Source organism: Bradyrhizobium sp. 31Argb (assembly GCF_043638955.1).
In the GTDB taxonomy this organism is placed as follows: Bacteria; Pseudomonadota; Alphaproteobacteria; order Rhizobiales; family Xanthobacteraceae; genus Bradyrhizobium.
The window spans coordinates 1-1,209 of sequence record NZ_JBEGDB010000608.1 but is presented as its reverse complement, the minus strand read 5'-3'; the positions used below and the strand labels follow the sequence as shown (position 1 = coordinate 1,209).

At 57.7% G+C, this 1,209-nt stretch carries 1 protein-coding gene; it reads right to left on the bottom strand.

Translation table 11 applies throughout. The features are described 5' to 3' along the window. Positions 1-107: 107 nt before the first annotated feature. A complete protein-coding gene (locus AAFX91_RS41800) occupies positions 108-1,040 on the bottom strand; it encodes a sugar-binding protein (RefSeq protein ID WP_394570361.1) in 933 nt (310 codons plus the stop codon). Positions 1,041-1,209: the final 169 nt, after the last annotated feature.

Here is a 1,209-nt window from a genome sequence, read left to right as displayed (position 1 = left end):
GGCTTCCTCCTAAAAGAAAGCCTTGAATCACGTTCAATCTGATTTGAGAATCCCAAGAGTCCACACGGCCTAGTCCGTTGCGCCGTAGAAATCCGGTCAAGACGTTCCTACTTCAACATCTTCGCGATGTTGTCCTTCGTCACGACGTCGAGACCAGTGTAGATGATCTCCGGCACCTTCTGGCCCTTCTTGATTGCAAGAAGAGTATCCATCGATTTCTCGCCCATCTCGAACGGACGCTGGCCGACCAGCGCATTGGCATAACCCTCGTTCAGAAGCTCGAGCTGCATCCTGAGGGTGTCGGCCACGACGAGCGTGAACTTGCCAGCGTCCATGTCCTTCCTGCTCTTGCTGGCGAACGCCTTGAAGCCTTCCGGCGCGAACATGGGCCATCCGCCGATCGGAATGATCGCCGCGAGGTCAGGAGTCGCGGTGCGCAGATCCGTCATCTGCTGCACGCCAAGCGCGGGGTCGTCGTTGCAGAAGGTCGGCGAGCCCGGGACTTCGGTCCACTTCGAACCTTTGAGCGCTTCGCGGACGCCATTGACGCGTTCGGCCAAATTCTCCGCACCCGGCCCGCCGGAGACCATTGCGTATTTGCCGCCATCGGGCCGGAGCTTCAGCAATTGCTTGCCAAGCGCGAGGCCGAACTCCTTGTTGTTGGTGCCGATGTAGGCAATCCGCTTCGAGCCCGGCGCGTCCGAGTCAAACGTGATGACGGAAATGCCGGCTGCCGTTGCCGCCTCGATCGACTTGGTCATCGCGGCAACATCGGCGACCGAGATGGCCAGGCCGTCTACCTTTTGGGTGATGAAATCCTGGATGATCTGGGCTTGCGTCGCCGGCTCGTGCTCGACAGGACCTTTGTAGATGCATTCGATGTTGCCGAGCTCCTTGGCGCGTTTCTGGCAGCCGTCGCGCGCGAAATCGAAGAACGGATTGTTCATGGCCTTGGGCACGATCACGAATTTGTAGCTCTGAGCAAACGCCGGCGTCGCCATCATGGCGACGGCCATGCCGGCAAGAAGTACCTTCCTCATTGCTTCCCTCCACATTTTTTGTGCCTATCCCTTGAAATCAGCGGCTCCGGGAGGCGGATAGACGATCATTTCGTTATCCTCCCGGAGGAACTCTCTAGGCCGTGTGGACTCTTGGGATTCTCAAATCAGATTGAACGTGATTCAAGGCTTTCTTTTAGGAGGAAGCCTT

Excerpts from the sequence above, each read along its gene's own strand:
- AAFX91_RS41800 (WP_394570361.1), bottom strand. The coding sequence starts at position 1,040 with ATGAGGAAGGTACTTCTTGCCGGCATGGCCGTCGCCATGATGGCGACG.